At 70.5% G+C, this 25200-nt stretch carries 23 protein-coding genes; 6 read left to right on the top strand and 17 right to left on the bottom strand.

Translation table 11 applies throughout. The features are described 5' to 3' along the window. Position 1: 1 nt before the first annotated feature. Both ACWZJV_RS15180 and ACWZJV_RS15175 read right to left on the bottom strand, forming a co-directional pair. The gene (locus ACWZJV_RS15180) at positions 2–1531 is read right to left on the bottom strand and encodes a Re/Si-specific NAD(P)(+) transhydrogenase subunit alpha (RefSeq protein ID WP_196876006.1); all 1530 of its coding nucleotides are present in this window, start codon (positions 1529–1531) and stop codon (positions 2–4) included. 204 nt (positions 1532–1735) lie between these two features. Next, complete coding sequence (locus ACWZJV_RS15175; protein ID WP_196876007.1) at positions 1736–2734, bottom strand: DUF2332 domain-containing protein; 999 nt, start codon at positions 2732–2734, stop codon at positions 1736–1738. A 114-nt stretch (positions 2735–2848) separates the two neighbouring features. Between ACWZJV_RS15175 and ACWZJV_RS15170 the strand changes: the two genes are divergently transcribed. Beyond that, on the top strand, positions 2849–3928 hold the full coding sequence (locus ACWZJV_RS15170; protein ID WP_457176862.1) for a citrate synthase: 1080 nt from the start codon (positions 2849–2851) through the stop codon (positions 3926–3928). An 8-nt stretch (positions 3929–3936) separates the two neighbouring features. On the opposite strand, the gene ACWZJV_RS15165 is transcribed toward ACWZJV_RS15170, so the two are convergent. Further along, complete coding sequence (locus ACWZJV_RS15165) at positions 3937–4959, bottom strand: aldo/keto reductase (protein WP_196876009.1); 1023 nt, start codon at positions 4957–4959, stop codon at positions 3937–3939. A 101-nt stretch (positions 4960–5060) separates the two neighbouring features. On the opposite strand from ACWZJV_RS15165, the gene ACWZJV_RS15160 reads away from it, so the two are divergent. Next, positions 5061–5888: a helix-turn-helix transcriptional regulator gene (locus ACWZJV_RS15160; protein WP_196876010.1), complete on the top strand. Its 828-nt coding sequence runs from the start codon at positions 5061–5063 to the stop codon at positions 5886–5888. Here the strand turns inward: ACWZJV_RS15160 and ACWZJV_RS15155 are convergent. Both ACWZJV_RS15155 and ACWZJV_RS15150 read right to left on the bottom strand, forming a co-directional pair. After that, entirely contained in the window at positions 5885–7111 is a 1227-nt protein-coding gene (locus ACWZJV_RS15155) for a glycosyltransferase (RefSeq protein ID WP_457176860.1), read from the bottom strand. The two genes, ACWZJV_RS15160 and ACWZJV_RS15155, sit on opposite strands and share 4 nt — an antisense overlap. Beyond that, positions 7108–9129 (bottom strand): ArnT family glycosyltransferase, encoded by a 2022-nt coding sequence (locus ACWZJV_RS15150; RefSeq protein ID WP_457176858.1) that lies wholly within the window; start codon positions 9127–9129, stop codon positions 7108–7110. The genes ACWZJV_RS15155 and ACWZJV_RS15150 overlap by 4 nt, the downstream gene beginning before the upstream one ends. Before the next feature lie 326 nt (positions 9130–9455). Here ACWZJV_RS15150 and ACWZJV_RS15145 point away from each other — a divergent pair, with 326 nt between their 5' ends. Further along, positions 9456–10799 carry an FAD-dependent oxidoreductase gene (locus ACWZJV_RS15145; protein WP_008355789.1) on the top strand — a complete coding sequence of 448 codons (1344 nt, stop codon included), beginning with the start codon at positions 9456–9458 and terminating at the stop codon, positions 10797–10799. A 64-nt stretch (positions 10800–10863) separates the two neighbouring features. Here the strand turns inward: ACWZJV_RS15145 and ACWZJV_RS15140 are convergent, their stop codons facing one another. After that, the gene (locus tag ACWZJV_RS15140; protein ID WP_008355787.1) at positions 10864–11283 is read right to left on the bottom strand and encodes a type II toxin-antitoxin system VapC family toxin; all 420 of its coding nucleotides are present in this window, start codon (positions 11281–11283) and stop codon (positions 10864–10866) included. Then, the gene (locus tag ACWZJV_RS15135; protein ID WP_008355785.1) at positions 11280–11534 is read right to left on the bottom strand and encodes a type II toxin-antitoxin system Phd/YefM family antitoxin; all 255 of its coding nucleotides are present in this window, start codon (positions 11532–11534) and stop codon (positions 11280–11282) included. The genes ACWZJV_RS15140 and ACWZJV_RS15135 overlap by 4 nt, the downstream gene beginning before the upstream one ends. Positions 11535–11655: 121 nt before the next feature. On the opposite strand from ACWZJV_RS15135, the gene ACWZJV_RS15130 reads away from it, so the two are divergent. From ACWZJV_RS15130 to ACWZJV_RS15120, 3 genes are all read left to right on the top strand, one after another. Further along, positions 11656–12462, top strand: coding sequence for a class I SAM-dependent methyltransferase (locus tag ACWZJV_RS15130; RefSeq protein ID WP_008355782.1), 807 nt, complete (start codon positions 11656–11658; stop codon positions 12460–12462). A gap of 31 nt (positions 12463–12493) precedes the next feature. Then, positions 12494–13261, top strand: a complete 768-nt coding sequence (locus ACWZJV_RS15125) for a Clp protease N-terminal domain-containing protein (RefSeq protein WP_457176854.1) — start codon at positions 12494–12496, stop codon at positions 13259–13261. Positions 13262–13333: 72 nt separating this feature from the next. Further along, a complete protein-coding gene (locus tag ACWZJV_RS15120) occupies positions 13334–14323 on the top strand; it encodes a hypothetical protein (protein ID WP_457176852.1) in 990 nt (329 codons plus the stop codon). Positions 14324–14387: 64 nt separating this feature from the next. Here the strand turns inward: ACWZJV_RS15120 and ACWZJV_RS15115 are convergent, their stop codons facing one another. The 10 genes from ACWZJV_RS15115 to ACWZJV_RS15070 all read right to left on the bottom strand — a co-directional run bounded on the left by ACWZJV_RS15115 (position 14388) and on the right by ACWZJV_RS15070 (position 25092). Beyond that, positions 14388–15272 carry a dioxygenase family protein gene (locus tag ACWZJV_RS15115; RefSeq protein ID WP_008355777.1) on the bottom strand — a complete coding sequence of 295 codons (885 nt, stop codon included), beginning with the start codon at positions 15270–15272 and terminating at the stop codon, positions 14388–14390. Continuing rightward, a complete protein-coding gene (locus ACWZJV_RS15110) occupies positions 15272–16324 on the bottom strand; it encodes a maleylacetate reductase (protein ID WP_457176850.1) in 1053 nt (350 codons plus the stop codon). The genes ACWZJV_RS15115 and ACWZJV_RS15110 overlap by 1 nt, the downstream gene beginning before the upstream one ends. A 26-nt stretch (positions 16325–16350) precedes the next feature. Then, complete coding sequence (locus tag ACWZJV_RS15105; protein WP_196876017.1) at positions 16351–18141, bottom strand: FAD-dependent oxidoreductase; 1791 nt, start codon at positions 18139–18141, stop codon at positions 16351–16353. A 118-nt stretch (positions 18142–18259) separates the two neighbouring features. Continuing rightward, a complete protein-coding gene (locus ACWZJV_RS15100) occupies positions 18260–19111 on the bottom strand; it encodes an alpha/beta hydrolase family protein (protein ID WP_457176848.1) in 852 nt (283 codons plus the stop codon). 98 nt (positions 19112–19209) lie between these two features. Continuing rightward, complete coding sequence (locus ACWZJV_RS15095) at positions 19210–20199, bottom strand: hypothetical protein (protein ID WP_457176846.1); 990 nt, start codon at positions 20197–20199, stop codon at positions 19210–19212. A 214-nt stretch (positions 20200–20413) separates the two neighbouring features. Further along, positions 20414–21430, bottom strand: a complete 1017-nt coding sequence (locus ACWZJV_RS15090; RefSeq protein ID WP_457176844.1) for a branched-chain amino acid ABC transporter permease — start codon at positions 21428–21430, stop codon at positions 20414–20416. Next, positions 21427–22293: a branched-chain amino acid ABC transporter permease gene (locus ACWZJV_RS15085; RefSeq protein WP_457176842.1), complete on the bottom strand. Its 867-nt coding sequence runs from the start codon at positions 22291–22293 to the stop codon at positions 21427–21429. The genes ACWZJV_RS15090 and ACWZJV_RS15085 overlap by 4 nt, the downstream gene beginning before the upstream one ends. Further along, positions 22293–23021 carry an ABC transporter ATP-binding protein gene (locus ACWZJV_RS15080; protein ID WP_457176840.1) on the bottom strand — a complete coding sequence of 243 codons (729 nt, stop codon included), beginning with the start codon at positions 23019–23021 and terminating at the stop codon, positions 22293–22295. The genes ACWZJV_RS15085 and ACWZJV_RS15080 overlap by 1 nt, the downstream gene beginning before the upstream one ends. After that, positions 23018–23803, bottom strand: coding sequence for an ABC transporter ATP-binding protein (locus tag ACWZJV_RS15075; RefSeq protein WP_457176838.1), 786 nt, complete (start codon positions 23801–23803; stop codon positions 23018–23020). Before ACWZJV_RS15075 ends, ACWZJV_RS15080 begins: the two co-directional genes overlap by 4 nt. Next, entirely contained in the window at positions 23800–25092 is a 1293-nt protein-coding gene (locus ACWZJV_RS15070; protein ID WP_008355761.1) for an ABC transporter substrate-binding protein, read from the bottom strand. The genes ACWZJV_RS15075 and ACWZJV_RS15070 overlap by 4 nt, the downstream gene beginning before the upstream one ends. Positions 25093–25200: the final 108 nt, after the last annotated feature.

Genomic DNA, 25200 nt, shown 5'->3' with positions numbered 1-25200 from the left:
CTCAGGCCTTCCGGAACATCGAGAGCATGCGGCGGGTCACGGCGAAGCCACCGAAGATGTTGATGCTCGCCAGCAGCGTGGCGATGCCCGCGAGCACGAGCACCACGTTGTCGGCGACGGTGAGCTGCAGCAGGGCGCCGACCACGACGATGCCGGAGATCGCGTTGGTCACCGACATCAGCGGGGTGTGCAGCGCGTGGTGCACGTGGCCGATCACGTAGAACCCGATCACCACGGACAGCGTGAGCACGGTGAAGTGCCGGGTGATCTCGGCCGGAGCGACCGCGTTGAGCAGGAAGAGCGCGAGCGCACCGGTGCCGACGAGCGCGAGCTTGGCACCGGCGGAGAGCGGCTTCTTCTCCTCCTTGACCGCCACCTCGGCGGGCTCGGCCACGGCGGGAGCCGCCGAGACCTGCACGGGCGGGGGCGGCCAGAGCACGCCACCGTCGTGCACGACGGTCAGGCCGCGCTGGACCTGGTCCTCGAGGTCGAGGGCGAGCACGCCGTCCTTCTCGGGCGTCACCAGCTTCATCAGGTTCACCAGGTTGGTGCCGTAGAGCTGGCTGGACTGCGCGGGGAGGCGCGCGGGCAGGTCGGTGTAGCCGATGATCGTGACGCCGTTGGGCGTGGTGACGACCTCGTCCTTGACGGTGCCCTCGACGTTGCCGCCCATCGCGGCGGCCATGTCGACGATGACCGAGCCGGGCTTCATGGACGCCACGTCCGCGGCGGTGATCAGTCGGGGCGCGGGGCGTCCCGGGATCAGCGCGGTGGTCACGATGATGTCGACGTCCTCGGCCTGCTCGGAGTAGATCTCCGCGGCGCGCTGGTCGTAGGCCTCCGAGGTCGCCTTGGCGTAGCCGTCGGTCGACTTCTCGACCTCGACCTCGACCTTCAGGTATTCACCACCGAGCGACTTGACCTGGTCGGCGACCTCCGGGCGGGGGTCGGTCGCGCGCACGATCGCGCCCAGCGAGCTCGCGGCGCCGATGGCGGCCAGGCCGGCAACACCGGCACCGGCCACGAGGACCTTCGCCGGCGGCACCTTGCCCGCCGCGGTCACCTGGCCGGTGAAGAAGCGGCCGAAGTGGTGGGCCGCCTCGACGACGGCGCGGTAGCCGGCGATGTTGGCCTGGCTGGAGAGGATGTCCATGGACTGCGCCCGCGAGATACGCGGCACCGCGTCCATCGCGAACGCGTCGACCTTGCGGGCGGCCAGGGCGTCGAGCAGCTCACCGCTCTGCGCCGGCGCCAGCGGGGCGACCAGCGTCGCGCCGCTCTTCAGCAGCTCGACCTCGCCGACGGAGGGGGCGTTGACCCGGAAGACCAGGTCGGCACCCCACGCGTCGGCGGCCGTGCCGATGCGGGCGCCGGCCTCGGCGTACGCCTCGTCCGTGAAGCTGGACGCCTCCCCGGCGCCACTCTCGATGACGACGTCATAGCCCAGGCCGGTCAGCTGTTTGACGGTCGCGGGGGTGGCCGCGACCCGGGTCTCCCCGGGCTTCGTCTCTCGGGTCACTCCGATGAGCATCCTCGACTCCTTGGGTCTAGCTGCGCAGTGTCTTCAGTCTCCAGCATGGTGGGATCCCGGTCAGCCGATCAGCGCGTGACCGATTCATGACCGGCGCGGGTCCGGAACCCCACCGTGCTGGTTACCGGCCGGTAACGGTAGGGCAGATCAGCACGTGGACACCAGGGTTGCCCGGTTGTATCGGTCCAAGACCTGTGGTCTTCCTCACGGTCTCACGGCCACGTCCCAGCGGAGAGCCGCGCCGTGGCCCTGGAACCAGCCGACCGCCCGTCCGTCGACCGCGAGACAGAAGTGATGGTCCGGGTCGGGCGGGTTCGGCGCACCGGCGGCGAGGGACGGAATCACCCGCGGGCCCTCGAGGCTGATCCAGTGGCAGCGGCCGGCCGCCACGAGCGTACGCATGCGGTGCTCGAGGCGGGCGCGATCCTGCTCGTCCAGGTAGGCCGCGGCCGCGCTGTGATGGACCACCGGGGTGCCGCCGGAGGCGGCGGCGATCTCCAGCGCGTCGTCCAGCCGGTCGAGCATGTCGCCGGCAAGGAGCCGGGGTGGCTCGGCCCGGGTCGTCTCGATCGCCGCGGCGAGGCGGTCGCGGCGCTCGTCGTGGCCCGGCCAGATCAGGGTGAGCAGCCACCTGATGTCCTCCTCGTCGGTGACGTCGAGCGGGTTGAGGTCGATCCCGACGCGAGCGGTGATGCGCGGGTGCGCGGCGGGCACGGGGACCGGCCCGTCCGACGGGATCCGGAGGACCGGCCCGCCGGAGCCGCGGAGCTCGCCCGCGCCGTCCCAGAGGTAGTCGTAGCGGTCGGGGTAGAGGCAGAGCCCGGCGCTGGCGCCGAGCTCGACGAGGGCGAGCGGCCGGTCCCCGAGCATCCCCAGTGCCGGGGTCAGCGCGGTCAGCCGGGCGACCTCGTTGGTCTGCGTACGCCGCGCCAGGATCGTCTCACGCATCAGCGGCCACTCCGGCCCGAGGAGCATGGCCCGGAGGTCGGCGTAGGGCCCGGGCTCGAGGCCGTGCCACCGAGCCGCCGCGAAGACGAGGTTGGCCTGCTGCTTCAGCGTCGGCAGGTCGCTCAGCACCCGGAGCACCTCCGGGTCGTCGGCGACGGCGCTCGCCCAGGCGAGGTAGCAGGGAGAGGTGGACATCTCGGCGGCATGGAGCAGGTAGCTCCCCCGGATGTCGGTCAGGTCGTTCAGCGGCAGCATGGCGGCTCCTCCTCGGACGGGTCGGAAGCTCACCGTGCCGCCGCGGGGCCGGGTGGCGCGATGTCGATCGAGTCGACATGGCGCCGGAGCCGCTCCGTGGGCGAGAGTGTGGTCGTGACGGAGTGGATCACGACGCGGGAGGCGGCTCAGCGCCTCGGGGTGAAGCGCACGACGCTCTACACCTACGTCAGCCGGCGCCTGCTCACCCGGCGCCGCAGCGGCGGCGAGAGCCTGTTCGACCGCGCCGAGATCGACGCGCTGGCCAGCACCCGCCACCATCCCGGCTCCCCGCTCGGCGTGCTGCCGATGCGCTCGGTCCGCTCGAGCGTGAGCGAGGTACGCGAGGGTGAGCTGTTCCTGCGCGGCGTGCCCCTGGCCGACCTCGCCGACGAGCCGTTGGACGAGGTGGTCGATCTCGTCCTGGGTCCGGCCCCGTCGGTGGCCGTCGAGGTGCCGGACCACCTGGCCGCGCTCCCGCTCCACCGACGGCTCCCCGCACTGGCCCAGTGGGCCGGTTCCCACGGCGAGTGGGTCGGGCCCGCCGCGGCCGCCGGCGTCGCCAAGGGCCTCCTGCGGGCGGCGCCTCTCGCACTCGACGGCCGCGCCGACCAGGACCGCCCGGTTCCCGAGGCGATCTTCGCCGCCGTCGCCGGGCGCCCGGGAAGCCCGCGGGAGGTGGCCACGCTCAACACCACGCTGGTCGCGCTCCTCGACCACGGCCTGGCCGCATCGGTGGTGGCGGCCCGGGTCGCGGCTTCGGCTCGGGCCTCGGCGTACGACTGCCTGGTCGCCGGCTATGCAGCCCTCTCCGGGCAGCTGCACGGCGGGATCGGCCGGTCGGCTCTCGCCGTGCTGCGGGACGGCCCGCCGGCCGACCCGAGCAGCCCGGTCCCCGGCTTCGGGCACTGGCGCCATCCCGAGGGCGACCCACGAGCCGATGCGATCCTGGCTCGGCTCGCCCTCGTCGACGGCTCCGCGCCGACTCTGTCTCGCCTGGCCGAGATAGCCGCCCGCACCGATCGCCGGCCGAACATCGACGGGGCGCTCGCGGCCCTCGTCCTCACCTGCGAGCTGCCCGACGCCGCCGCGGAGGTGTTCTTCCAGGTGGGCCGTACGATCGGCCTCGCCGCGCACGTCGCCGAGGAGTCCGAGGAGAACCCGCTGCGCTGGCGCGCGACCGACCCCACCGCCTGACCCCCGCATCAGCCCGCGGCCGGCCGCTCGCTGTCGAGCTGGTCCATGAACTGAGCGGGGTAGCGGTCGCCACGAGCGGCACCGACGGGCACCGCGGCGTCGATGCGGGCGAGGTCGGCCTCGTCGAGCATGACCGCGTTCGCTCCAGCCATCGAGTCGATCTGGCTCACCCGACGCGAGCCGATGACCGGGACGATGTGCTTGCCCCGGGCCGCGACCCAGGCGATGGCCAGCTGCGCCAGGGTGACGCCCTTGGCCGCGGCGATCTCCTCGAGGGTGACCAGCAGGGCGCGGTTGTGGTCGAGGTTGTCTCCCTGGAACCGCGGCATGTGCGCGAGCGCGCCGCCGAGCGCGCCACTGCCGCCGATGAGGCCGCGGCCGAGGACGCTGTAGGCGGTGATGCCGATGCCCAGCTCGTTGCAGGTGTCCAGGATGCCGTTGGTCTCGATATCCCGGCTGAGCAAGGAGTACTCGATCTGCAGGTCGCTGATCGGGGCCACCGTGGCGGCCCGCCGGATGGTGTCCGCGCTGACCTCGCTCAGCCCGATGTGGCGTACGTAGCCCGCCTCCACCAGCTCCTGGACCGCACCCACGGTCTCCTCGATCGGCACCTGCGGGTCCAGGCGGGCGGGGCGGTAGATGTCGATGTGGTCGGTGCCGAGCCGCTGCAGCGAGTAGGTCAGGAACGACTTGACCGCCTCGGGACGGCCGTCGAACCCGACCGGCAGCCCGACCGGGGTGAGCAGGGCGCCGAACTTCACCGAGAGCACCACATCGTCGCGGCTGCGCTCACGCAGCGCCCGGCCGATGAGCATCTCGTTGTGCCCGGCGCCGTAGAAGTCGCCGGTGTCGATGAGGGTGCCGCCGGCGTCGAGATAGGCGTGGATGACGCGTACGCCCTCCTCGTCGTCGACCGCGCCGTAGGCGCCGGAGAGGCTCATCCCGCCGAGCGCGGGAGAGGAGACCTCCGGTCCGGTGCTGCCGAGGCGGCGCTTCTGGAACTGTGTCTGGGCTGTCTGTGAGTTCGTCATGCCTCCACCGTGCGGGCTTTCCGAGACGTACGGCAGGGCCGGTTCATCCAGGGACGGCTTCTCCCTGGCTGAGGCTCGGCTCCGGATCGATACTGGTCGGTGTGACCGACCGCAACGCACTCGCCGACTTCCTGCGCCGACGGCGGGCGCTGATCCGCCCGGCCGACGTCGGCCTGCCCGAGGGCATCCGCCGGCGTACGCCCGGCCTCCGCCGCGAGGAGGTCGCGATGCTCGCCGGTGTGTCTACCGACCACTACACCCGGCTGGAGCAGGCCCGCGGGTCGGCGCCGTCGGAGTCGGTGGTCAACGCGGTCGCCCGGGCGCTGCAGTGCGACCTCGACGAGCGCGACCACCTCTACTACCTGGCCGGGATGACCCCACCGCCCCGCCGAGGCCACGTACGCCCCGGGCTCATCGCCCTGGCCAACCGGCTCACCGACCTGCCCGTGATGATCTGCAACGACCTCGGCGAGGTGCTCTTCACCAACCCGATGGCCGACCTGCTGGTGGGACACCTGCGCGGCAGCGGAGGGAAGACCGAGAACATGGTGTGGCGCTGGTTCACCGACCCGGCCTTCCGGCAGATGCCCGAGGAGGACTGGGACCGGATCTCGGCCGTCCACGTCAGCGACCTGCGCGCGACCCACGCCCGTCGCGCCGGCGACCCCGACGTCACCGGCCTCGTCGACGACCTGCTCGCCGCGAGCGCGGAGTTCCGCGAGCTCTGGGAGCGCCACGAGGTGGGCGTCCGCCGCGCCGACCGGAAGACCTTCCTCCATCCCGAGGTCGGGGCCGTCGAGGTGCGCTGCGAGGTGCTCTTCAGCGAGGGGCAGGAGATCCAGCTGGTCGCCTACTTCCCCGCCGAAGGCACCGACGCGGCCGAGAAGCTCGACCTGCTCCGGGTGATCGGCACCCAGGCCTTCTCCTAGGCCGTCATCGCAGAGCGCGGCGCGGCCATCACCACCCTCAGGATGACGAATCGCACCAGGGTGGCGGCGGCGTTGGCGACGACGAGCACCACCAGCTCGGTGGGTCTGGCCGGCATCGGGGCGGCCAGGTGGAGGAGTGCCAGCGAGCCCGACGTCAGCGCCAGCCCCAGCCCGAAGGCCAGCAGCCCGGCGACGTGATGCCTGACGGCACCCTGCCGCACGGTGATCCCGAAGGTCAGCCGGCGGTTGGCCGCCGTGTTGGCGACGGCGGTCACCAGCAGGCTCACCAGGTTCGCGATCTGGGCGTCGACCGTGACCCGGAGGAGGGAGTAGAGGACGACGTACGCGAGGGTGCTCATCGCTCCGACGGCGGCGAACCGCATCAGCTGCTCGGGCAGGCCTCGCTTCGGGCCGGGAACGATGGCCTCGTTCAGCGCGGCCACTCCGCGCAGGTCGATCCGTCCTGACACCAGTCCTCTCAGGAGACGGGCGACACCGCGGAGGTCCTCCTTGACCGTCGCAGCGATGTCGACCCTGGAGTCCGGGTCGTCGACCCAGTCCACCGGCACCTCGTGGATGCGCAGACCGGCCTCGGAGGCGAGCACGAGCAGCTCGGTGTCGAAGAACCAGCTGTCGTCCTCGACCAGCGGGAGCAGCTTCTCCGCGACGTCCCGGCGGACCGCCTTGAAGCCGCACTGCGCGTCGGTGAACTCCGCGGAGAGCACCCCGCGCAGCAGCAGGTTGTAGCCCTTGGACAGGAGGTCCCGCTTCGGTCCGCGCTCGATCCGGCTGCCCCGGGCCAGCCGGGACCCGATGGCGACGTCGGAGTGGCCCGAGAGCAGCGGGGCGAGCAGCGGCGGCAGGGCACGTAGGTCGGTGGAGAGGTCGACGTCCATGTAGCCGACCACCTCCGCCCGCGAAGTGGACCAGGCCGCCTTGAGCGCCCTTCCCCGGCCCTTCTCGTCCAGGTGGATCGCCCGGACCCGGGTGATCTCGGTCGCGAGCCGCTCCGCGATCTCCCAGGTGGTGTCGGTGCTGGCGTTGTCGGCGATGGTGATGGTCGCGGGGATGGGCAAGGTACGCAGGTAGCCGTCGAGGCGGCGTACGGATGCCTCCAGGTCCTTCTCCTCGTTGTGGACCGGGATCACCAGGTCGACCGCCGTCAGCAGCCGCTTCCCGTCGAGGACCCACCCTTCGTTCGAGAGCTCCGTTCCCGCGGTCACGAGTCGGTCCCGGTGGTCGAGCTTGTCGGGGCCAGGTCGTAGACGGTGCTGTCGCCGATCGTGGTCCGGGTGAAGTTCTCCTCCACCCAGGCGCTGATCTCGGAGGCGCTGGAGGTCTCGTCGCCACCGCCTCTCATCCCACCCATCCCGCCGCCGGCGATGAAGTAGTGGATCTCGCCGTCGGCGACGTACTCCTGGAACTGCTCGAGCGTGATGCTGTTCGAGGTGCCGTTGAATCCGCCGATCGCCATGACCGCCTCGCCGGTCTCCAGCTGGAGGCCGGCCGCGGTCTGGGAGCCGATCGTCGCGGCCACCCAGGTGTATTTGCCGGCGTTGGTGCTGACCGCCTCGGCCAGCTCCTCGTCGACCTCGCCGCCGCCCATCATCCCGCCGCCCCGCAGGCCGCTGGGCATGCCACCGCCGTCCCCGCCTCCCGGCAGCTGCTGCGGCTGGCCCTGGGTTCCGCCGGGGGCGCCGTTCGGCGGCGCGCCGATGACCTGGCCGCCCGGACCGCCACCGGGCATGGCCCGGCCGCCGCCCATGCCGCCCATCCCGCCCTGGTACGGCCCCGCGGTCACGATCGAGCCGGTGTGAGCGGTGCCGATCGTCTGGAGGGCGTACGCCGCCGGCCCGATGCCCAAGGTCACGGCTGCCGCCGCGAGCGTTACGCCCGCGGCCCGGCGGGTGAACCTGTCCGCGAGGACGAACGCGGCGGCGAGCCCGAGGCCGATGATCAGGATGGGCCAGCGCAGCGCGTCGTACGGCTGCTCGCCCGACTGCCCGAGGAGCACCCAGCCCCACAGGGAGCTGCCGGCCATGGCGACCGCCAGGGTGACCCGGGCGAGGAGGCTGTCGCGGTCGCGCCACATGACGACCGTGCCGACGACCGCGGTGACCGCGATCCACGGAGCCAGCGCGACCACGTAGTAGTCGTGGTAGATGCCCTCCATGAAGGAGAAGACCAGGCCGGTGACGAGCATCGTGGCGCCGCTGAGCATGAGCGTGGCACGGGTCAGATCGGTGCGGGGTGCCTTGCGCAGCGCGACGAGCCCGGTCACCAGGAGGAGCAGCGCCGCGGGCAGCAGCCAGGCGACCATGCCGCCGGAGACACCCTGGAAGAGCCGCAGGATCCCGGCCCCGCTGGAGAAGCCCGCGTTGCCGAGGCCGCCGTAGTCGCCGCCGTTGAGGCGGCCGACGCCGTTGTAGCCGAGCGTCAGCTCGAGGAGCGAGTTGCCGGTCGAGCCGTCGATGTAGGGCCGCCAGGACTCCGGGATGAGCTCGACGACCGCGATGTACCAGCCGGCGCTGACGACCATCGCGGCGAAGCAGGCGATGCCGTGCGCCATCCTCCTCGCGAAGGTGCCTCGGCCGGCGATCAGGTAGACCACCGCGATCGCCGGGACGATCAGGAACGCCTGCAGCATCTTGGTCAGGAAGCCGAAGCCGAGCAGCACCCCGGCCAGCACCATCCACCTGCCCCTGCCGGTCTCGATCGCCTTCAACGTCGAGAACCCGGCACCGACCAGCATCAGGAGCAGCAGCGCGTCCGGGTTGTTGAACCGGAACATCAGCGCCGCCGCCGGCGTCAGCGCGGTGAAGGCCCCCGCCGCGATCCCCGCCTGCCACGGCGCGACCCTCCTGACGAGGCCGTGGACCAGGCCGACCGTGGTCACGCCCATCAGTGCCTGCGGGACCAGGATGCTCCACGAGGACAGCCCGAAGATGCGTACGGACAGGCCCATCACCCACAGCGACGCTGGCGGCTTGTCGACCGTGATCGAGCTGCTCGCGTCGAGCGCCCCGAAGAACCACGCCTTCCAGCTCTCGCCGCCGGCCTGGGCGGCCGCGGAGTAGTACTGGTTGGCGTATCCCGACTCCGACAGCGTCCACAGGTACGCGACCGCGGTCAGGGCGAGCAGGACGATCAGGGACGCCCGCTCGGGGGTCGGGCGCCATCGGCTTGTCGGGGGTGTCGGCTCAGGCGCCTGACTGGTCGGTGGGTCCAGGAGTTGGGTCATGCCGACGAGGCTCCGACGTGGGTCTGTGGCGGCCTTACGACGAGACTGTGAGCGTCCTATGTGCTGCGGTTCACAGCGGTTCGGCCCGGCAGCCGAAGGCCTCGCCTTGACTCCGGGCGATACCCGGAACACCATCGAGTCAGGCTCGACGACGCGCCGTACGTGTTGGAGATCACTCCCCGACATCCCCCCAAAACGAGAACACGTTCTAGGATTGAGCGTGAAACTCGCGTACGGCCACGTAACCACCTGGTGGAACGGATTCGGAGGGTTACACGACCCCCTTTAGGCTTGCCTTAGTACTCCACGGAAGGTTGAACTCCCTTATGCGTGACATCCGCGTTGCGATCGTCGGTGCCGGCCCGGCCGGCATCTACGCTGCCGACATCCTCACGAAGGAGCACCCTGGTGCGCGCGTCGACGTCATCGAGCGTCTGCCTGCCCCTTACGGCCTGGTTCGCTACGGCGTGGCTCCTGACCACCCGCGAATCAAGGAGATCATCAAAGCTCTGAAGCGCGTCCTGAACCAGGACAGCATCCGGTTCATCGGCAACGTCGACTTCGGCACCGACCTCAAGCTCGACGACCTGCACCGGTTCTACGACGCCGTCATCTTCGCCACCGGCGCGATGGCCGACCGCGAGCTCGACATCCCGGGGATCGACCTGCCGCAGTCCTACGGCGCGGCCGACTTCGTCAGCTGGTACGCCGGACACCCCGACGTCTCCCGCGAGTGGCCCCTCGAGGCCGAGGAGGTCGCCGTCCTCGGCGCCGGTAACGTCGCGCTCGACGTCGCCCGGATGCTGGCCAAGCCCGCCGACGAGCAGCTGGTCACCGAGGTCTCCGACAACGTCTACCAGGGTCTGAAGAAGAACCCGGCCAAGACGATCCACGTCTTCGCCCGCCGCGGCCCGGCCCACATCAAGTTCAGCCCGATGGAGCTGCGCGAGCTCTCCCACTCCCCGTCGGTCGAGGTCGTCGTCGAGGAGGAGGGCTTCGAGATCGACGAGGCCGGCGAGAAGGCGATCCAGAGCCACAAGGCGACCAAGCTCGTGGCCGACATCCTCCTGAAGTACATGGAGGCCCCCAGCGCCGGCAAGCCCCACAAGATCGTCATCCACATGATGCAGAACCCCGTCGAGATCCTCGGCGAGGACGGTCGCGTGGTCGCGCTGCGCAGCGAGAAGACCGAATACAACGGCGACGGCACCGTCTCCGGCACCGGTGAGTTCACCGACACCCCGGTCCAGGCCGTCTACCGCGCCGTCGGCTACCTCTCCGAGGCACTCCCCGACGTGCCCTTCGACGGCGAGAACGGCGTCATCCCCAACGATGGCGGCCGGGTCCTCGGCCTCAACGGCGAGCACATCAACGGGACGTACGTCACCGGGTGGATCAAGCGCGGACCGGTCGGCCTCATCGGCCACACCAAGTCCGACGCCAAGGAGACCATCGACAACCTCCTCCACGACCTCGACAAGCTCGAGCCGGCCGAGCACGCCTCCCCGGCGGCGGTCCTCGAGCACCTGTCCGGCAAGGGCGTCGAGTTCACCACCATCGAGGGCTGGGAGAAGCTCGACAACCACGAGCGCTCCCTCGGCGAGGCCCAGGGCCGCGAGCGGATCAAGGTCGTCCCGCGCGACGAGATGATCCAGATCTCCAACGCCTGACCAAGCGAGTACGCAGCGGGGCCGGCCATCCACAGAGATGGTCGGCCCCGCTTCTGTTCCGCGGCTAAGCCTCGGCAGAAAACGGGTTGTGAACGTCGACCCCCGTCGATGCGAAGTCCTTGGTGTTGCGGGTCGAGACCGTGAGCCCGTGCTCAAGAGCAGTCGCGGCCAGAAGCGAGTCCACAGCCGGCAGCGGTCGCACCGAGTTCAGCTCGCCCCAGCGATCTGCGACCCGGGCAGTGATCGGCAGCACCTGGTCGTCGTACTGCTCCACGAGCCCTTCGATCCAGACCGTCAGCGCCTGTGCCGCGACCTCGTCACCTCGTGCCGCTAGGCGAGCGGCTCCCGCCCGCAGCTCTCCTACCGTCAAGACGGACAGGTGAACCTCGTCGGCTCCGAGCCCGTTCACCCACGCGACGACGGCCGGGTCAGGGCGCTTCTTCCGAAGCTCGGAGACCACATTCGTATCGATCAGATACCTCACGCCATCCCCTCGAGGTCAAGCTCTCGGAAGTCTGAACGGTCGCGATCGAGATCGAGGTCGTCACCCTTGGGCACATCCAGCAAGTACTCGGACAGTGGCCGTCGTGGCTGAGCGATCCGTCGGTAGTCATCGATGCTCAGCACGACGGCAATCTCCTCGCCGTGCTTGGTGATCAGCTGCGGGCCGCCAGCAGTCGCCTCGCGAAGCACCTCACTGAACCGTTGCTTGGCCTCTTGTACTTGCCATGACATCGACCCACCTCCTTCATCTAGACAGACTAGACAGAGGGGCCACCAGATGCAACCGAGGAACCGCACTCGAGCGCGTCAACCAAAGGTTGACGCATCACGATCGTCAACCTAGAGTTGACGTATGGTCACTTCTGAATCCGGCCCCGCACACCGGCATCGCCAGATGGCCGAATCGTTCGGTGCCGACGTCGATCGCTACGACCGAGCCCGGATGGCCTATCCCGACGAGCTGATCGCCCGGATCATGGAGCACTCCCCAGGTGTCGACCTGGTGGATGTCGGGTGCGGGACCGGGATCGAAGCCAGACAGCTTCAGGCGGTCGGCGCAACCGTGCTCGGCGTCGAGCCGGACGCGCGGATGGCGGCGTACGCACGTTCGCGCGGGCTCGCCGTGGAGGAGTCGCGGTTCGAGGACTGGGACACCGCGGGGCGCACGTTCGACACCGTCATCGCGGCGCAGGCCTGGCACTGGATCGACCCCGTTGCCGGCGCAGCGAAGGTGAGGGACGTGCTGCGTCCCGGCGGGCTGTTCGCAGCCTTCTGGAACGTCTACGAGCCGCCCGCGCCGGTGGGCGATGCGCTTCTCGAGGGCCTGAGGCAGGTCGTTCCCGACCTCCCTCTCGGCCTGGGCGCCATGAAGCAGGCGGACAAGACGTACGAAGCGGGTGCCCGGCAGGTCGGCGAGCGCTTCGTCGAGCTCGGCGGGTTCGCCGAGCCGGAGCCTTGGCGCTTCTCGTGGTCGCGTGACGTCACGCGCGAGGAGTGGCTCGACTTCGTGCCGACCCAGGGCTTCCTCACCCGGCTCTCCGCCGAACAGTGTGCGCCGGCGCTGGAGGCGGTCGGTGCGGCTATCGACGACCTCGGCGGCGCGTTCACGCTGAACACCGTCACGGTGGGAATCGCGGTCCCACTCCGGCGCGTGCCATGACCCGACAGTTCCGATCACCTAGGAGAAACGTATGACCAGCACCCCAGACCCCGCCCTCAAGGCCGTGCGCCTCGACACCCTGATCGACTCGATCAAGAAGGCTCGGTCCGAGCCTCTGGACCAGCTGGCCGACGCGATGGTGGTCGGCGAGCACCTGGGCGAGGTGGCCGACCACCTGATCGGGCACTTCGTCGACCAGGCTCGCCGCTCCGGCGCCTCCTGGACCGAGATCGGGACCCGGATGGGGGTGACGAAGCAGGCGGCGCAGAAGAAGTATGTGCCGAAGGCCGGCGATCAGTCGCTCGACCCCAACGCCGGGTTCGCGAAGTTCACCCCGCGCGCCCGCACGGTGGTCGTCGCCGCCCAGGCGGAGGCAGGGAAGGCCGCGAACGCGGAGACCGGCGTACCTCACCTCGTGCTCGGTCTCCTCTCCGAGCCGGAGGGGGTGGCGGGCCACGCGATCCGGGCGCAGGGCGTGACCCTGGAGGCTGTTCGCGAGGTGGCGACCGCCGCGACCCCGGAGCCGTACGGCGAGGTCGGCGAGATGATCCCGTTCACCGCCGACGCCCGCAAGGTGCTCGAGCTGACCTTCCGCGAGGCCCTCCGCCTGGAGCACTCCTACGTCGGCACCGAGCACATCCTGCTCGCCCTCCTCGAGCACGAGGACGGCACCGGGATCCTCCACGACGCCGGGGTCGACAAGGAGGCGGCCGAGCAGAGCATCACCTCGATCCTCGACTCGCTGAAGGTCGGCTTCGCCTCGGCCGAAGCCGAAGCCGACGCCAGCGCAGCGGAGTAGTCCGCTACCTGATCTGAGGGACCGCCGGCACGAGCAAAGAGCACGTGCCGGCGGTTTCGCTACGTTCCGAAGATGCCTCGCAGTCTCGCCCGACTCGTCCTCGGCATGGTCCTGGCCACCGCGGTCGTCACCGTCCCTGCCTCCGTGACGACGCCGTCGGCCGAGGCGGCCTGCCGGCCGGCGCTCCAGTCGCTGACGCTCGCGAGAGGCACCGTGGTCGGCGGCAAGTCGACCACCGCCACGGTCCGGCTCACGTGCCGGACCCCGAGGCGCACCAAGGTGCTGCTGTGGGCGAGCACCGGCATCCGCGTGCCGGCGTACGTCTACGTCCCAAGGGGCCGGAGCACGACCACGGTCACCGTCCGGACCTCACCGACGACGGTCCGCAGCAGCGGCAGGGTCAAGGCGGTCCACCGCCAGGTCGTACGCCGCGCCACGCTGATCCGCACCGTCACCCCGTGCTACCCCACGCCGGTGCCGACGGCCGTGGCACTGCCCGCCTACGTCCACGCCGGCCAGAGCGCCACCGGGACGGTCACCCTGGACTGCGTCGCCAGGACCTCCCTGGCCGTGAGCCTGACCTCGAGCTCGTCCTGGGTCACCGTGCCGGGGACGATCACGGTCGCGGCGGGGCGGCGTACGGCCTCGTTCCGGGCCGTGACCACGGCGCCGTCGGTGGGGTCACTTCCTGCCTTCGACGTGACGATCCGGGCCACCCGAAACCGGAAGAGCGCCGCCCGGGTGATGCAGGTGCGGCCGGAGATCCGGCCGTTCCGGGCCGGGGACCGGTTCACCGTCAACGAGCCGGTGCTGACTCCCGAGGGGACCGACGGCTGGGTGCGCGGCACCCTGCGGATCACCCTGGACCATCCGGCGCCGCCGGGCGGGCTCGACGTGAACGGCTCGATCATCCCCGAGGGCGGGACGTGGACCGAGGTGACCATCTACCACCACCCGTATCCACCCGACTCCCGGGTGACGGACCACCTCACCATCACCGACTCCGCCGGCAACGTCCTGCTCCACGAGGACTTCACCTACGTCGTCCATCCGGCCCGCTGAAGGTCCCGAGAGTCCCTGACGTGTCGGAGCAACACCCCTGTGCCCGAATCACGCCAGGGACGTTTCAGGCGCCCGCGGGCGCGAGCACGATGTCGAAGCGCACCTTCGACCAGGTGCCGTCGACGGCACGGCCGTCCGGCGTCGGCGTCCCGGCGGCCTGCCGCTCGAACTTCTTGATCAGCGACTCCTTGACCCCGAAGACGGTGTCCTTCCAGCCGATCGGGTCGCCCTCCGGGAAGATGTGGGTGACCAGCGTGCGGCACCCCTCGTGGGTGACCATGAAGTGCAGGTGCGAGGCCCGCAGCGGCGAGCGCCCGACCGCGGCCAGCATCTTGCCGACGGGGCCGTCGTCGGGGATCGGGTACGGCGTGGGCGTCAGCCCCCAGAACCGATAGCCGCCCTCGGCGTCGGTGAACAGGTGCGCCCGCGCAGCTCGGGCGCCGGCGTCTCGCTGGACGTCGTAGAGCCCGTCCTCGTCGGCCTCCCAGACCTCGATCTTGGCTCCGACCAGCGGCTTTCCGTCCGTGTCGGTGACGGTCCCGACGACCCAGCACGGTTCGCCCGGGGCCCCGAAGGCCATGTCCCCGCCCAGCTCGATCGCCGGGGAGTCCTCCACGAAGAACGGCCCGAAGACGGTGGCCTCGGTCGCGTCGGCGTACGCCTCGTTGTTGATGTTGATCGTCTGCATCGAGGCGCCGAGGGTGTCGGAGAGGAGGATGAACTCCTGGCGTACGTCGTCGGTGATGTGGCCGGCCGCGGTCAGGAACGCGATGGCCGCGCCCCACTCCTCCTCGGTGAGGCGTACGTCGCGGATGAAGGCGTGCAGGTGACGCGTCAGCGAGACCATGACCTCCTTCAGGCGCGGGTCCTCGCAGGCGTCGAAGGACGCGACCACGGTGTCGACCAGGGTCTGCTCGACGGCCTCCTGCTCCGGCGATACGTCGCTCATCAGCTCTCCTCTCCCGACCACGCCGCGGTCAGCAGCGCGGTCAGGTTCTCCTCGGTGACCGGGGTCGGGTTGTTGTCGGGGATGGCGGCCATGATCGGCGCCACCGCCTTGGCGATGCCGTCCTCGGGCATGCCGTAGTCCTCGAGCGCCTTCGGCGCCGACAGCGTCCTGCGCAGCCCCGCCAGCCCTTCGACGGCGCTCGGCGCGCCGAACGCCGCGGCCATCCGCGCCTCCGCCTCCGGGGCGTTCGGGGCGTTGAAGGCGAGCACGTGCGGGAGCACGACCGCGTGGGTCTGGGCGTGCGGCAGGTTGAACATGCCGCCGAGCACGTGGCAGATCTTGTGGTGCATCCCGGACCCGGCGGACGTGAACGAGACCGCTGCGAGGTAGGCGCCGTAGAGGGTCTGCTCGATCCCCTCGATGCTCGCGCCGTCCGCCGCGACCAACGGCAGCCCACCGGCGAGCCCGCGGATCCCCTCGGCGGCGTTGACCTGGTCGATCGGATCCACCCGCGGGCCCCACATCGCGTCGACGCAGTGCGCGAGCGCGTTGAGCCCGCTGGCGACGGTCATCTCGCCGGGCAGCGTGGTCAGCAGAGAGGCGTCGTAGACGACCGACCGCGGCAGGACCCGGGCATCGACGCCGGTCGTCTTGGTCTCGCCCGAGGTCAGACCCCAGACGTTGGTCGCCTCCGACCCGGCGTACGTCGTCGGGACGGCCACGATCGGCAGCCCCGTGGTGAGCGCGACGGCCTTGGCCAGGCCGGTGGTCGAGCCACCGCCGACGCACACCAGCGCGTCGACCGCGGCCTCGGCCGCCCGTTCGCGCGCCCGCTCGGCGACCTCGACCGGGACGTGCATCACGACCTCGTCGTGCCGCAGCGCGACCGGTACGTCGGCCGTCACCCGGGCGGCGAGCTCGGCCTCGCGCTCGCCGGCGACGACCATCACCCGCCGTGCGCCGAGCTCGTCGATCTCTGCCGCCACCGCGGCGGGCGCCTCGCCGGTGGCGAAGCGGACCCGCTGCGGCAGCGACTCGTGCGTGAACTTCATGCGATTCCCCCGCCCGGCCCGAACGATCAGGCCTTGCCCAGCAGCGTCGCGACCGCCTCGCCCAGCGCGGTGCCGGGGTCCTCGGGCAGCGACATGGCACGCCAGGCGATGTGCTTGTCGGGGCGGACCAGGATGGCGCCCGACTCCTCGACCTCGCGGAGCTTGGCCCAGTCGAAATAGAGGTCGGTGACCGGACGGCCGGGCCCGATGACGACGGTCTGGAGCGGGATCCCGAACTTCGTCCGGGCGGCCTCCGCCGCGTCCTCCCATGCCTCGCCGGCGATGCCGGTGATCAGCGTCCACTGGGTGTAGGGCGCGAGGTCGAGCATCGCGTGCTTCTCCACGTTGTCACCGACCCAGGCGTGCGGCAGGTGCGCACCCGGGGAGGTCGACATCCGGTGGTAGAGGTCCTCGTCCTCGGTCGGCGCGGGCCGGCTGCCGTCGGCGAGGATCGCGTTGGACTCGTAGAACTGGCCGAGCTCGACGCCGTGAGCGTTGAACTCGTAGTTCTTGCGCTCCATCGCGGTGACCAGGGCGGCCCGCTTGGCAGCACCCTCGGGGGTGTTGGCCTTGCGCTCCTCGATGGCCCTGGCCATCTCCTCGCCCTCGAGACCGACGACGCCGAGCGCCTCGAAGAGCTCGCCGAACTCGCGTGCGGACTGGTTGGCGCGGGTGACGATGCGCTTGGCGACCGGGGCACGCTCGGCGGAGTAGGACTCCAGGAGCGACGGCTCGGCATAGCCCTGGAGCACCGCGGCGAGCTTCCAGGCCAGGTTGTAGGAGTCCTGGATCGAGGTGTTGGAGCCGAGGCCGTTCGACGGCGGGTGCCGGTGGATGGCGTCGCCGGCGCAGAAGACGCGGCCCTTCTGGGCGTGGGTCGCGTACATCTCGTTCACGCCCCACAGCGAGTAGCCGGTCACCTCCGGCTCCAGGTCGGGCATGCCGAGCAGGTCGCGGATCACGCCGACGGCGTACTCCTCGGTGAGGTCGGGCGGCGGCTGGTTGATGTCGTAGCCCCACACGATCAGCCACTCGTCCCACGGACGGACCATCCGGACCAGGCCGGTGCCGATGCCGCCGACGTTCGAGCCCGGCTGGATGACCCAGTAGAGGACCGAGGGGCGGTGGTCGACGAGCTCGGAGAGGTCGGCCTTGAACGTGATGTTCATCGACCCGGCGATGTCCATCGCGCCCTCGAGCGGGAGGTCGATGTCGGCGCCGACCTGGGTGCGGGCGCCGTCGGCGCCGATGAGGAACTTCGACCGGATCTTGTACTCGTGGCCGGTCAGGCGGTCACGGGCGGTCGTGGTGACGCCGTCCTCGTCCTGGACGTGCGAGACGTACTCGGTGGAGAACCGGGTCTGGGTGCCGCGCTCGGTGGCGTTGCGGACCAGGATCGGCTCCAGGTAGGTCTGCGGGATGTCGACGGTCAGGCACGGGCTCGCCAGCTGGTAGTCGGCCTCGCGGTCGGGGCGGGTGCCCCAGGTGCGGATGCGGCCGATCTCCTCCCCGGCGATGCTCGTGCAGAAGACGGTGTCACCGACCAGCTCGTGCGGCGTCGCGTCGGCGAGCACCTGCTCCTCGATACCCAGGTCGCGGAAGATCTCCATCGCGCGCTGGTTGGTGATGTGCGCCCGCGGGGTGTTGGCGGTCCAGCGGTACTTCGTGATCATGATGTTGTCGACGCCGAGCTCGCTCAGGAAGAGCGCGGCGGACGCGCCGGCCGGACCGGAACCCACGACGAGCACGTCGGTGGTCACGACATCCTCGGTCTCGGGGATCTCGGTCTCTTTCTGGCCGTCGTCGAAGACTGGCATTTCCTCACCTTTCCGAGACCGCGGTGGGGTGTGTGATCGCAGTCTCAGGGCGAGTCTTACCGGCCCGCGCGGGCGGCATCAAAGGTGGACCCGCCGGTTGGCGGAAATGCGTACGCGACTAGCGCGCGAGCCACTCCCGGACGGCCGCGATCGTCGAGTCCGGCTTCCGGGCCCACTTGAAGTGGTCGATGCCGGGCTCGTCCAGGTGGACCCGCGCGACCTCGAGCCCGGGCATCCGCCGGTGGATCTCGTCGACCGTCGCGCTGGGTGCCAGCCAGTCGCCCTCGATCGAGACGACGAGCGCGGGCTTCGCCAGCGCTCGCATCTCCGCGGTGAGGTCGCGGGCAGGGCTGCCGAAGCGGAGACGGCCGGTGCGGGCGTATCGGGCCCATTCCTTCATCAGCGTGCGCGCCTCGCGCCCGGCGAACTTGAGCTGGGTGCCGGGGAAGTGGCCGACGACCCGGCCGATCAGACCCATCGCCTGGCTCGCGACCAGGAAGCCGGGGCCGTAGTTGCGCCAGTAGGGCGTCTGCGACGCGACGTAGATCAGCCCGGCGACGCGGTCGGGGTGGAGCGCCGCGTAGGCGCTGGCGGCCTGGCCGCCGAGACTGTGCCCGAGGACGTACGTCGCCCCGGCCGCGGCCGGGATCAGCTCGCCGAGGCGGTCGACCGCGGCGGCGATGTCGTCGACCAGGTCGGCGTAGCCGAAGTCGTAGCCCCAGCCGGCGACCCGCCCGCCGCTCTCCTCGTGGCCGCGCTGCTCCATCCGGCCGACGTTGATCCCTGCCTCGGCGAAGGCCACGATCAGCTTGTCGTAGTAGCCCGCCGGCATGCCCATCGCCGGCACCACGAGCACCGTCGCCGCGTCAGGGTCCGCCGCACGGACCACCGTCAGCGTGAAGCTGGTGCCTTCCGAACGCTCGATGACGTACGCCTCGGGTGTGGTCGTGGGGGACGAAGTCTCGGTCACGCGGGCAATGTTACCCGCCAGTAGCACCGCCGGGTAGTCGGGGAGCGAGCGGTCGGTTACGCGCGAGTAGACCGACCGTTTGATCCCCGACTACCGGCTCAGGCCGCCCATCGATGGCTCAGCAGATGGCGGCGCTCGTCTTTGGAGAGTGCTCGTCGCTCGGCCACCGTCACGGTTGAGGTCCACCATGCCGGCGGATCCAGTGTCCAACGTCTCGGCCCCGCCGCCGCTCGCGCGCGCTTCCGTGCAGCCAGGGTGCGAGCCTTGAATCCCGACGGATCACCCAGGTCGGCGGAGACCATGGTGACGTACTCCAGACCAGCACCGCGTAGATCTTCCTCACGTCTGATGTCTTGGGCACGCTGCTTGCCCTCGAGGTGCAAGAAACCGTCGTACTCGCCCACGACACCGGCCTCCAGGTCGAGTACATCGGGCGTGGCGAGATGCCGGCCATCGCGGTCGAACACCGGGTGGTTGCACACGACATCACGGATGCCGAGCTCCTCCCACGCGAGTCGGAGATCGACCTCGGGCGGTGACCACGCGTTCTCGTCGAGGAAGGGGAGCGCGTCCCGGATCTTCGCGATTCCGGTCCAGCCGCGGTGCGCATCTGCCCACGCGACGATCTCCGCGATGGAGACCAGGTCGTGGAACGCCACCATGTCGTGGGCTCGCACCGCCGCCCGTCGATCGCGGGCGTAGCACATCTCGAAGGTCACCGACCGCACCGGGATCGTCACTCGCACGCCGTCGACCACCTGGACGTCGGAGGGGAGGAGTCGCTCACCGCACACGGTGATGCCGGGACGTGAGACCAACGAGTGGGCCGTGGCGGCCACGGTCACCCGCCTGGGTCGACCGGAGGCGTCGCGGCCGTCGAACCACGTGCATCGCATCCACGCCAACGCCGCCCACCCTGTCAGCGCCGCATGCGCGGGAAGCCGCACCGATGCCTCGAGCGCTCGCTGCATCGGCGCATCGGCATCCACGTCGGCCGGCACGTAGAACCCGTGGCTGCTGCGTCGCCACCCACGCCCCCGAGCCTGGCGCGGAGTCGGGCCGGCCTCTCCAGTCGGGTCGAGGCGCACCGGCTGCACCACACCAGGCCGCGCGGAGGAGTATTCCGGCGGTCGGAAGTGAGGAGCTCGGGCAACCACGCCAACAGCATCGACCAGCCGCCGTCCACCGATCCACATCAATCCCCCACCTGTGCACAACCCTGTGGATAACTCGCGAGGACGGTGGATAGGCGGGGATCAAACGGTCGGTTACTCGCCAGTAGGACGACCGGTTGATCCCCGACTATCGGGTCAGGACCGTGTGACCGACAGGGAAGACCTGGTAGCGGCCACGCGTCGCCAGGCCCCACAGCCCGCGCGGGGCGAGCAGCACCACGGCGATCGCGACGGCACCGAGCGCGATGAGGTACCAGGTGCCGTACGAGTCCAGCAGCTGCTGCAGCGCGAAGAAGATCACCGCTCCCAGGATCGGGCCCTCGATTGTCCCCAGGCCGCCGATCACGACGATGAAGATCATGAACGCCGTGTACTGGACCGAGAACATCGAGTCCGGCGAGACCCGCAGACCGTTGACCGCGATCAGCGCGCCGGCCAGGCCGGCACCGCCGGACGCGGCGACGTAGACGAGGCGCTGCGAACGCCGCACCGCGACGCCGAGGTTCGCGGCCGCCACGGAGTCGTCGCGGATCGCGGTCAGGCCGAGCCCGACGCGCGAGCGCATCAGCGCGTACGTCGCGAGCACGACGACCACGGCCAGCACCAGCGCCAGGTAGTAGACCGTCGCGATCCGGGTCACCCGGTCGACGCCCTGGAAGGCGGTGAGCGAGAGGCCGGAGCCGCCGCCGAAACCGGGAAGCTCCTGGGTGACCAGCTTGAAGACCTCGGCCACCACCCAGGTGCCGATCGCGAAGTAGCCCCCGACCAGCCGGAACAGCAGGAACGAGGTGGGGATCGCCAGGGCGGCGCAGACCATGCCGGCTGCCACGACGGCCACCGGGATCGGCAGCCCGACGACGTCGGCGAGCTTGATCACGCCGTAGCCGCCCGCGCCGATGAACGCCTGCTGCCCGATCGAGACCAGTCCGCCGTAGCCGGACATCAGGTTCCAGGTCGTGCCGAGAATGATCAGCGCGAAGAGCGTGACCAGGTTCGTGACGTCGCCGGGGCTGAAGACGAACCACGGCGCCGCGGCGAGGAACACCACGACCGCAGCGAGGACACCGCCGCCGGCCAGCGACGGCCAGCCGCCGCGTACGACCTTCAGGGTGGTGGAGGGGGCCAGGGTTGTCGTGGGGCTCATGCGACGACCGCCTTCGGGAGGAGGCCCTGGGGCCGGAACAGGAGCACGACCAGGAAGATCAGGTGGCCCGCGAGGACGCCGTAGGCCGGGTCGATCTGGGCGCCGACGGTCTGCGCGACGCCGAGCACGAGCCCGCCGAGGAGGGTCCCCCACAGTGAGCCGAGGCCCCCGATGATGACGGCCTCGAAGGCGAAGATGAGGACCAGGTCCCCGTACGTCGGGCTGAACTGCGTCGACATGCCGAGGAAGACGCCGGCCAGTGCGACGGTGCCGATCGCGATGGCGGTGGCCAGGGCGTACATGTGCCTCTCGTCGATCCCCATGAGCGTGGCTGCCTCGGGGTCGTCCTTGGTCGCGCGCATGGCACGGCCGATGCGGGTGTGGGAGAGGTAGAGCTGCAGGCCGACGATCACGCCGACCGCGACCACGAGGGTGAGCAGGGAGAAGACGCCGAGCCGGAGCTGGCCGAGCTCCACCGACGAGGTCGACAGCGTGCCGATCGAGATCTTGCGGGAGTCGGCGGTGAAGATTTCCTGGAGCAGGTTGGCGCCGATGACGGCCAGGCCGAACGAGACCAGCAGCGGCGACAGCTCGCCGTGGCGCAGTGCCGCATTGAACAGGCCGCGCTGGATCGCGTAGCCGACCGCGGCGAGCACCGGGATCACGATGACGATCGTGAGGAACGAGGGCATCCCGGTCTGCTGGACGAGCCAGAGCGCGAGGTAGGCCGCGGCGACCGCGAGGACGCCGTGGGCGAGGTTGACGATCCGCATCACCCCGAAGATGAGGCTCAGACCGCAGGCGAGGAGCGCGTACTGCCCACCGAGCAGGAGTCCCTGGAGGACCGCGTTGATCCAGTCCATCAGCCGGCCTCCTGACCCTCCGGGGCATCGACCCCGAAGTACGCCGCCTGGACCTGCTCCCTGGTGACGTCGGCCGCCGCGCCCTCGAGGACCGTGCGGCCCTCGAGGAGGCACTGCACCCGGTCGGCGACGGTGAGCGCCTGGGTGAGGTCCTGCTCGACGACGAGCACGGTCGTCCCCTTCGCGGTGATCGCGGGGAGCGCCTTGTAGATGTCGGCGATCACGACCGGGGCGAGCCCGAGCGAGACCTCGTCGAGCAGGAGCAGCTTCGGGTTGGACATCAGCGCCCGGCCGATGGCGGTGGCCTGCTGCTCGCCGCCGGACAGATGCGCTCCGCGGCGCGCCCGCTTCTCGGCGAGCAGCGGGAACGCGTCGTAGACGGTGTCGAGGTTCCAGGGGCCGGGGCGGCGGCCGTGCGCACCGACCTTGAGGTTCTCCTCGACGGTGAGCGAGCCGAAGATCCGGCGGCCCTCCGGGGTGAGCGCGATGCCCTCGCGGACCCGCCGGTGGGCGGGGGTGTGGGAGACGTTGTGGCCGTCGAAGCGGATCTGGCCGGCGCTCGGGCGGAGCAGGCCGGCGATGGTCTTCAGCAGCGTCGACTTGCCGGCACCGTTCGCCCCGATCACGGCCAGGGTCTCGCCCTCGGCGACGGTCAGGGTGATGCCGTGCAGTGCGCGGAAGTCGCCGTAGGCGACGTCGATCGCGTCGACCTCGAGCAAAGCGCTCATGGGGTCTCGCCTTCCAGGTCGGGGGAGCCGAGATAGACGGCGGCGACCGCGTCCGAGGCCATCACCTCGTGCGGGTCGCCGGTGGCGACGACGTCGCCCTGGGCCAGGCACATCAACCGGTCGACGACCTGCAGCAACGCGTGCACGATGTGCTCGATCCAGACGACGCCGGTGCCGCCGTCGCGGATCGCCGAGATGGTCTCGATCAGGGCGGGCAGCTCGTGCTCGGTGAGGCCGCCGGCGATCTCGTCGAGCAGCAGCAGCCGCGGGCGGGTGGCCAGCGCGCGGGCGAGCTCGAGCCGCTTGCGGTCGAGCAGCCGGAGCGAGCCGGCGGGGGTGTTGGCCAGGCGGGTCAGGTCGGCGGTCTCCAGCGCCTGCCAGGCCTGGTCGTTGGCCTCGCGGCGGCGCGTGCCGGCGCCGAAGGTGGATCCGACCAGCACGTTCTCGAAGACGGTGAGCCCCTCGAAGGGGCGAGGGACCTGGAACGTACGCCCGATCCCGAGGGCCGTACGCCGGGCGGCCGGCATCCGGGTGACGTCGGTGCCGCCGAAGCGGATCGTGCCGGCGTCGACCGGGAGGGTGCCGGTCACCAGATTGAGCAGCGTGGACTTGCCGGCGCCGTTGGGCCCGACGATGCCGAGCGCCTCGCCCGCGGCGACGTGGAAGGAGACCGAGCGGGCGGTGACGACCTGGCCGAACGCCTTGGCCAGGCCTTCGGCCTCCAGCAGCGTGCCGCCGGGCACGCTGCTGGAGGCCTCGACCGATGATGGGGCAGAGGTCACTTGAGGGCCTCGGGCTCGCCCCCGAGAGGTACGTCGGGAGCCAGGGAGTTCTGCACGACGACCAGCTCGAACGGGTGCTCCCCGCCCTCGACCTGGCGCCACTGGCCACCCGCGAGCGAGGTCTTGGCGACGTACGGCGGGACGTTCTCGTCCTTGCCCCAGGCGACGTCACCGACGACCGTGGAGACCTCGAGGCCGGAGAGCGCCTTGGTGATCGCGTCGGCGTCGGTCGAACCGGCCTCGGTCACCGCCGCGGTCGCGACCTCGAAGAGCGCGTGCGCGAAGCCCAGCGGCTGGGTCCACTGCTTGCCGGTCTTCTCCTCGTACGCGTCCGCCAGCTCCTGCGCCGACTGGCCGGTCAGCGAGGACTTGTAGGGCGCGGTCGGGGTCCACCACACCTCGGTGGAGAGGTTGTGGGCGATCGGACCCAGCGCCTCGACGCTGCTCGGGAAGAGGAGCGCCTTGCCGATCGTGGCGACCTTCGGGTTGTAGCCCTGCTGCTTCGCCTGCTGCCAGAACGTGGTGAAGTCCGGCGGGATCGGGACGCCGACGAGCACGTCGTGACCCTTGTAGGCGCTGATCTGGGCGGAGAAGTCCTTGGTGCCGTTGGGGTAGTTGCCCGGGTTGTCGATCTTCACACCGGACGCCTCGGTGAGCGCCGGGAAGTTGGCGCCCCAGGCCTCGCCGTCGGGGTCCTTCGGGAACAGGCCGCCGGCCTTCTTGTTGTTGGGGACCTTGCCCCAGATGTCGGCGTAGACCGTCGCGACGTCCTCGAGGCCCCAGAAGAAGTGGTAGCTGTACTTCAGCTCGGCCGGCTTGTCCCCGCTGCGGATCGCGAACGGCTGCCACGGGGCGACCGTCGTGATGCACGGGATCGAGTTGGCCTCGCACTGCTCCGAGACCGGGTTGACGATGTCGGGCGTCGAGGAGGCGACGATGATGTCGGCGCCGTCCTTGTTGATCAGGTCGCCGGCCACCGCCCCGGCCTTCGTCGTGTCGCTCTGCGCGTCGCGCACCACGATCTCGACGTCGAGCTCCTTGTCGCCGACCTTGACCGGGTGGTCCTTGAAGTAGGTCTCCATCTCGTCGACGACGAAGCTGTTCGCCTCACCGAACGGCGCCGAGGAGCCCGTCTCGGTCGAGACGAACCCGATGGTCAGCGTGTCCTCGCCGCCACCGCCTTCGTCGTCGATGCCGCCCGACCCGCAGGCCGTCAGGGTCAGCGCCATCGCTGCGACACCGGCGGCGGCCATGCTCAGGCCGCGTCCGGTGGTGAGTCCGTTGCGCACGTACGTCTCCTTAGAGAGTGTGGGGTGTTCGAGAGTGTCGTCCGTCACGGTCCCTACGGGTGGGAAGCAGGGTCCGGTTGGCGGAAAATCGCATGGAAGACCTATCGG

Source organism: Nocardioides sp. WG-D5, assembly GCF_054031175.1.
The sequence above is the reverse complement of the archived record's forward strand: the minus strand, read 5'-3'. Positions and strand labels throughout refer to the sequence as shown.

What these genes read in the sequence shown, in the direction of transcription:
- ACWZJV_RS15115 (WP_008355777.1), bottom strand. Translation starts at nt 15,272, where the DNA reads ATGAGCGACGTATCGCCGGAGCAGGAGGCCGTCGAGCAGACCCTGGTC.
- ACWZJV_RS15145 (WP_008355789.1), top strand. Translation starts at nt 9,456, where the DNA reads ATGCGTGACATCCGCGTTGCGATCGTCGGTGCCGGCCCGGCCGGCATC.
- ACWZJV_RS15090 (WP_457176844.1), bottom strand. Translation starts at nt 21,430, where the DNA reads ATGAGCCCCACGACAACCCTGGCCCCCTCCACCACCCTGAAGGTCGTA.
- ACWZJV_RS15085 (WP_457176842.1), bottom strand. Translation starts at nt 22,293, where the DNA reads ATGGACTGGATCAACGCGGTCCTCCAGGGACTCCTGCTCGGTGGGCAG.
- ACWZJV_RS15150 (WP_457176858.1), bottom strand. Translation starts at nt 9,129, where the DNA reads ATGACCCAACTCCTGGACCCACCGACCAGTCAGGCGCCTGAGCCGACA.
- ACWZJV_RS15080 (WP_457176840.1), bottom strand. Translation starts at nt 23,021, where the DNA reads ATGAGCGCTTTGCTCGAGGTCGACGCGATCGACGTCGCCTACGGCGAC.
- ACWZJV_RS15175 (WP_196876007.1), bottom strand. Translation starts at nt 2,734, where the DNA reads ATGCTGCCGCTGAACGACCTGACCGACATCCGGGGGAGCTACCTGCTC.
- ACWZJV_RS15130 (WP_008355782.1), top strand. Translation starts at nt 11,656, where the DNA reads ATGGTCACTTCTGAATCCGGCCCCGCACACCGGCATCGCCAGATGGCC.
- ACWZJV_RS15135 (WP_008355785.1), bottom strand. Translation starts at nt 11,534, where the DNA reads ATGTCATGGCAAGTACAAGAGGCCAAGCAACGGTTCAGTGAGGTGCTT.
- ACWZJV_RS15180 (WP_196876006.1), bottom strand. Translation starts at nt 1,531, where the DNA reads ATGCTCATCGGAGTGACCCGAGAGACGAAGCCCGGGGAGACCCGGGTC.
- ACWZJV_RS15120 (WP_457176852.1), top strand. Translation starts at nt 13,334, where the DNA reads ATGCCTCGCAGTCTCGCCCGACTCGTCCTCGGCATGGTCCTGGCCACC.
- ACWZJV_RS15110 (WP_457176850.1), bottom strand. Translation starts at nt 16,324, where the DNA reads ATGAAGTTCACGCACGAGTCGCTGCCGCAGCGGGTCCGCTTCGCCACC.
- ACWZJV_RS15125 (WP_457176854.1), top strand. Translation starts at nt 12,494, where the DNA reads ATGACCAGCACCCCAGACCCCGCCCTCAAGGCCGTGCGCCTCGACACC.
- ACWZJV_RS15165 (WP_196876009.1), bottom strand. Translation starts at nt 4,959, where the DNA reads ATGACGAACTCACAGACAGCCCAGACACAGTTCCAGAAGCGCCGCCTC.
- ACWZJV_RS15105 (WP_196876017.1), bottom strand. Translation starts at nt 18,141, where the DNA reads ATGCCAGTCTTCGACGACGGCCAGAAAGAGACCGAGATCCCCGAGACC.